The sequence below is a fragment of the Thermococcus sp. genome (genome assembly GCF_027008145.1).
Lineage (GTDB): Archaea > Methanobacteriota_B > Thermococci > Thermococcales > Thermococcaceae > Thermococcus.
On the sequence record NZ_JALTCZ010000152.1, the window covers coordinates 1 to 5,823 of the forward strand.

Genomic DNA, 5,823 nt, shown 5'->3' on the forward strand with positions numbered 1-5,823 from the left:
GGCCACGAAGGAGATCTCCGCGGTCGAGGCCTTTTCACCACCCTCAAAAATCGCCTTAACACCGGCCTTTTCATAGAGTACTTTGTTCTTCGCTCCCATTCCACCCGGTGTGGCATCGACTATTACATCAACCTTCTCAAGGAGGTCGCCGAGTGTTCCTGCAACCTCGAAGCCGGCCTTCTCAAAGCGCGGCAGGAACTCCTCGCCCGCGCTGTAGATAGGGATCCCAAGTTCCTTTGCCAGGTAAGCCTCGAAGTCCGGCTTCGTCTTCGTTACACCCACGAGCTCCATGTCGTCCTGTCTGGCCACGGCATAAGCGACGCGCTTTCCAATGGTTCCGTAACCGTTGATCCCGACCTTAACCTTCATGCTCCCACCGGGGGTTTTACAGCGGTAAAATACTTAAGCCTTGTTTTCACCGACGGTGAAAGATGACCAAAAAGGTTTATAGCCTCGGACGGGAGCTTTTTCTGGTGGTCGGGATGGCAGAGACCAACGAGATGGAGAGACTCGCTTACGAGTACCAGCTCCTTCAGGCACAGGCACAGCTACTGGCCCAGAACCTTGAGCTCCTGACCCTCGGCAAGAACGAGTTCCAGGCCGTCAAGGAGACACTTGAGGAGCTGAAGAAGGTCGAGGAGGAAAGACCTGAAATCCTCGTGCCGATAGGGGCCGGCTCTTTCCTCAGGGGTGTTGTTGTTGACAAGAAGAACGCCATAGTCAGCGTTGGGGCAGGCTACACCGTCGAGAAGGACCTTGACAATGCGGTAGTGTACCTCAACGACAGGATAAAGGAATACGAAGTGGCGATTGCCAAAACTCAGGAGGCCCTCAAGAAGATTGAGGGACAGCTCGCCGAACTCGCCCAGAGGGCGAGAGAGCTACAGCAGAAGGGTGGTTCAGGCACTAGGAGTTGAGCCCCCTCAACTTTTTCCAAATCCCTTTTAAACCCAAGCTACCAAAGGGTCCTAAGATGGGAAAGCTTAGGGTCCTCTCGGTGTTCTTTATCCTGACGGTCATCGTTACGACCTTTGGGTTAGCCGTTCCTGGCATAAACATCACCGTCCAGGGAATCGGAGAGGGTTCGTCCCCCGTCTATTCCCCCACTGGTTCCGGTGGCTTTTATTTCTGGGTCGATAGCTCCGGGATGATACTGAATATCACGCTTTCGTTTGCCAATGACCTGAGTAAGGGAACCGGCATATTTGTTAAGCTCTACAACTCTTCCGGCGGTCTTATCGCCCTGTGGAACAGGACACTGAAGAAGACGTTGCCTGCCCTCGAGGAGATAAACATTACCCCCACTTCGCAGGTTAACATAAACAATGTACATGACATCCGGGTTGTCCTGAGTTCGTCGGATCTGATATTTTCCCCGGGAATGATTGACCTCTACGTTGGAAAACTCGGTGAAGGAGAGTGGACGGGTGACCTGTGCAATCCAGTTCAGGTTTCGAATTTGCAAGCGGTAAATCTTGGCAACTATACCATCAAAGTCGTTTTGAACTCATCCACGCAAATTCTCTGGAACTACATAAATTCAACAAACGTCTACTTCACCACCGACTCCGGTGTTCCCCTCTATTACTGGATCCAAGAGCTGGACACTAACAACAGGAGGGGCGTTATCTGGGTCAGGGTGAACTCGATACCAGCCCAAAAAAACGTGACCGTTTGCATGCATTACGGGGGCAAAAATCCCTACAGATCATACGATAACCCCCAAAGGGTGTTTTTGTTTTTTGACGACTTCACGGGGGCTTCGGTGAACCGGAGCAGGTGGAACGTCCACGGAGATCCTAGGGTTAGCAGGGGAAAGCTCCAGCTGAGTGGTTATTATCAGGTTGGAAACGGAATTTACGGAAATGCAAGTTGGATATGGACGAAGATAAACCTTCCACCCTCTTATGAGGTAATACTCAACGCAAGCCTTTCTTCCCCTGATCGAACAATCTCCCAGAACAACCCGGACGCTTTTATCCCGGGGCCCTTCTACACAATCTACATCAACAGCTCCGGGGTCGGATACGGGGAGACCATTGAGTACTACACCCAGTACAGCCGGGTACTTCCAACCACAAGCACCTACGATGCCCTCACCAACAGGAGCATAAACACGGGAAGGGGAACCGTGCTGGGGTATATAAACAACCCATATGGCATCGGTTCTTGGCACATCTTTGAAATCTACATCAATTCAAACGGGATAGTCTCCACATACCAAGACGGCTCACTGGTTGTCAGGTATAACCTTTCCTCCTCAGCGGTGCTCAGCGGGTCATTCGCAATTGGCCAGATAACCGGGGGCACTCCAAGCGAATACGACTGGGTGGCGATAAGAAAACATGTCTCCCCCGAGCCCTCGGTTAGGATCCACCACTGGTACGGCTCCCTCAAGTTCAGCCCCCAACCGCCTGTAACACTCGGAAATAAATCCAGACTGGCAATTCTCAGTGTCTCGGCTTCAAGCGTTGGCGGTACTTTGCTTAGCGAGGTGGCCACACCGGAGTTGTCCAAGGCAATTAAAGTCCCTTCCAACGCCACCCTGCTACATCCAAGGCCCAGCGGCGCAAGGCAGGTAAAGGAAATAGTCCCCATTCCTACTCCGATTGCCGAAGGCCCCTAGCGTACCACTCAACCGTCTTCTTAAGTCCTTTCTCCAGCGACCACTCGGGTTCGAAGCCGAGCCCTCTTATCTCGCCTATGTCCGCAACGCTGTGCCTTATGTCGCCGGGCCTCGGCTTGTCGAAGATTATCGAAGTGTTGGCGCCGGTTATCTCAATGACCTTCATCGCCAGCTCAAGTATGCTAGTCTGCCTTCCCGTTGCAACGTTGAAGACCCTGCCGTTCGCTTTCCTGCTCTCGGCAACGAGGAGGTTCGCCCTGACGACGTCCTTGACGTAGATGAAATCGCGCGTCTGCTTTCCGTCGCCGAAGATGACGAGGGGCTCTCCAGCCAGGGCGCGGTTGATGAAGATGCTTATAACTCCCGCGTACTGGTTGGCACTCTGCCTCGGGCCGAAGACGTTGAAGTAACGGAGAGCAACGACTGACAAACCGTAGAGCTCGTGGTAGACTCGAAGGTACTCCTCCGCAGTAGCTTTGGTCACACCGTAGGGTGAGAGCGGTTTTGGCCTCTCAGTTTCTTTGAGCGGAAGGTTCGGGTTGTCACCGTAGACTGCAGCGGAGGAGGCGAAGATAAGCTTTCCGTGGCCCTCAAGGAGAGCTTTGAGAATGTTAAGCGTGCCGATTACGTTTACCTCCTCTGTAAAGACCGGGTCGCGGATGCTTTCGACGACGCTGACCTGCGCTGCCTCGTGGAAAACGTAGTCAGCGTTACTCACGAGCCCGGCTATGCTCCCGTAGTCCCTTATGTCGGCCTTTACGAGCTTCGCCCCGGGCGGGACGTTCTCCTCCTTCCCTGTGTAGAGGTTATCTATCACGATTACCTCATTGTCCTTGACGAGTTCCCTGGCTATGTGAGAACCTATGAAGCCCGCTCCCCCGGTGACAACGACAAGCTTGTTTCTCATCCCTATCCCCACCTCTGATCTCTGCCGCGGGTTTTAACCTTTTGGAATCGGGCCGGCTTCTCTTTCACATTCTCGTGTCCAATTCGAAACCGTTATAAAGCCCCTCTTGACTTAAATACGGGTAAGAACCATGCCGGGCTACATCGTCGTTGGCGGTCAGTGGGGTGACGAGGGCAAGGGCTCGATAATAGCTTACCTTGCCCTGAAGGACGAACCTGAGTTAATAGCGCGCGGTGGAGTTGGAACAAACGCGGGCCACAGTGTCTTCATAAACGGAAGGAAGTACGCGGTGAGGCAAATTCCAACCGGCTTCGTGCAGAGGAAGGCGAGGCTTCTCGTCGGTGCCGGCGTTCTCGTTGACCCCGCTGTCTTCTTCCACGAACTCGAAGCGCTGAAGGAGTTTAATGTAGCCGAAAGAGTGGGGGTGGACTACCGCTGTGCTATAATTGAGGAGAGGCACAAGCAACTTGACAGGACGAACGGCCACCTCCACGGGAAGATAGGAACAACCGGAAGCGGCTGCGGGCCGGCAAACGCGGACAGGGCCATGAGGAAGGCAAAACTCGCGAGGGACATCCCGGAGCTCGAACCCTACCTAACCGACGTGGCTGGAGAGGTCAACGACGCCCTCGACGAGGGCAAGCTCGTCCTCGCTGAGGGGACTCAGGGCTTTGGGCTGAGCCTCTACTATGGGACGTACCCCTACGTGACTTCAAAGGACACAACGGCCTCGGCGATAGCGAGCGACGTCGGAATCGGGCCGACGAGGGTTGACGACGTTATAGTCGTCTTCAAGAGCTTCCCGACAAGGGTCGGAGCCGGGCCGTTTCCTACGGAGATGAGCGAGGAAGAGGCTGAAAAGCTGGGCCTCGTTGAGTACGGGACGGTAACGGGGAGGAGGAGGCGGGTCGGCTGGTTTGACTTCAAGTTTGCCCGCTACTCCGCGAAGCTAAACGGGGCAACGATGCTCGCTTTGACCATGCTCGACAAGTACGACAAAGGGGCCTTCGGCGTTACGGACTACGACAGGCTTCCGAGGAAGGCTAAGGAGTTCGTGGAAGAAATAGAGGAGCGCGTTGGCGTCCCAGTGGCATTGATAAAGACCGGCCCGGAGCTGGAGCACATAATAGACAGGAGGGACGTCATCTGATTTCAGCGACCAGCTTGAAGAGCCAGAGCAAGGCTCCAGCTGAAAGGAATGCCGTGAATTCAACGAACAATCCCAAAGCAAGTTTTTTCCATTTATCCAGCACTCTTCTTCTCTTTCCCTCCAAACAGTCCTCAGCGACGAGTACGGGAACGGCCTTGTAGGAGCCGTAGACCAGGAGGACATAAATCCACGCAAGGGGATTCATCGAGAGGAAAACGGCTCCGCTTTGCTCCATCAGGATGCCGGTTGTCCCACCTATCATAAAGACCTCTTTCCAGGAGTAGTCGTAGCGCCTCACTGCAAGGCCCCAGTAGAGGATGAAGGGAATGTAGTAGGCGAAGGCCAGGTAGAGGTCTATCAGCGGATCCGAATTAAAGAGTGCCCTCTCAGCAGGAGGCTTATTGAGGTTGTCGATTATCGCGAGAACCTCAGTGAAGTACGCAGAGGCCATTCCTACGGCGAGGTATTTTGCCAGACTTCCTCTCCCGCCGTAGAGCTGCCAAATCCTCTCCTTAAAGCGGTGGAGAACAGCGAGGGCAGTGTAGATGAGCCACGTCGTTCCGAGCCAGGGAACCGTGAGCAATGGAAGGAGGCCGGAAATGTGGAAGAGCCGCTCCCTGTTGAATCCCATTTCAGCTCTCCCCGGAATGCCGTAAAAGCCACTCCACTATGGTTCCATGGAACTCCTCGCCCCATTCGGGGTCCTCGAAGATCTCATGGTATGCCCCGGGGAACTCCTTCATCTCTTTGTCTTTTATCTTGAGCTCCTCGAAGAACCTCCTTGAGCCTTCTGGAGGGGTTATAACGTCTCCAGTCCCAACTAGGAGCAGAACCGGGACTTTTATCTTATCAGCTTCCCGATGGGCCTTCTCCATGTTCTCGAAGATGCTTCTCCCGAGTCTAGCCGAGATCCTGTCGTGGACGAGGGGGTCTTCGATGTAGGCCTTAACTACCTTAGGGCTCCTTGAGAGGAGTTCAGGCTTTATACCGTTCGACAGTGTTAAGCCCGGGGCGACCCTCCCGAGGAATTTCGCGAGGGCGACCATGAAACCCGGCGTCTCAGGGCTCTTCGCGAGGGCCGGTGAAGAAGCTATCACGCCCCCTACCTTATCAGATCTCGTCTCGGCATAGCGGATGACC

At 54.3% G+C, this 5,823-nt stretch carries 7 protein-coding genes; 3 read left to right on the plus strand and 4 right to left on the minus strand.

Translation table 11 applies throughout. The annotated features are described in order from the left end of the window. The coding region (locus MVD07_RS07175; protein ID WP_297500144.1) for a type II glyceraldehyde-3-phosphate dehydrogenase at positions 1–369 on the minus strand (369 nt) is incomplete at its 3' end. Between the two features lie 113 nt (positions 370–482). Between MVD07_RS07175 and pfdA the strand changes: the two genes are divergently transcribed. Both pfdA and MVD07_RS07185 read left to right on the plus strand, forming a co-directional pair. After that, positions 483–917 carry a prefoldin subunit alpha gene (pfdA, locus tag MVD07_RS07180; RefSeq protein ID WP_297500162.1) on the plus strand — a complete coding sequence of 145 codons (435 nt, stop codon included), beginning with the start codon at positions 483–485 and terminating at the stop codon, positions 915–917. A 56-nt stretch (positions 918–973) separates the two neighbouring features. After that, positions 974–2,626 (plus strand): DUF2341 domain-containing protein, encoded by a 1,653-nt coding sequence (locus MVD07_RS07185; RefSeq protein ID WP_297500147.1) that lies wholly within the window; start codon positions 974–976, stop codon positions 2,624–2,626. Here MVD07_RS07185 and MVD07_RS07190 read toward each other — a convergent pair. Beyond that, entirely contained in the window at positions 2,601–3,533 is a 933-nt protein-coding gene (locus tag MVD07_RS07190) for an SDR family oxidoreductase (protein WP_297500150.1), read from the minus strand. The two genes, MVD07_RS07185 and MVD07_RS07190, sit on opposite strands and share 26 nt — an antisense overlap. 130 nt (positions 3,534–3,663) lie before the next feature. Here MVD07_RS07190 and MVD07_RS07195 point away from each other — a divergent pair, with 130 nt between their 5' ends. Beyond that, on the plus strand, positions 3,664–4,683 hold the full coding sequence (locus MVD07_RS07195; RefSeq protein ID WP_297500153.1) for an adenylosuccinate synthetase: 1,020 nt from the start codon (positions 3,664–3,666) through the stop codon (positions 4,681–4,683). Here MVD07_RS07195 and MVD07_RS07200 read toward each other — a convergent pair. Both MVD07_RS07200 and MVD07_RS07205 read right to left on the minus strand, forming a co-directional pair. After that, positions 4,676–5,314: a hypothetical protein gene (locus MVD07_RS07200; protein WP_297500156.1), complete on the minus strand. Its 639-nt coding sequence runs from the start codon at positions 5,312–5,314 to the stop codon at positions 4,676–4,678. The genes MVD07_RS07195 and MVD07_RS07200 overlap by 8 nt on opposite strands. Position 5,315: 1 nt before the next feature. Next, the coding region (locus MVD07_RS07205) for an alpha/beta hydrolase (protein WP_297500159.1) at positions 5,316–5,823 on the minus strand (508 nt) is incomplete at its 5' end.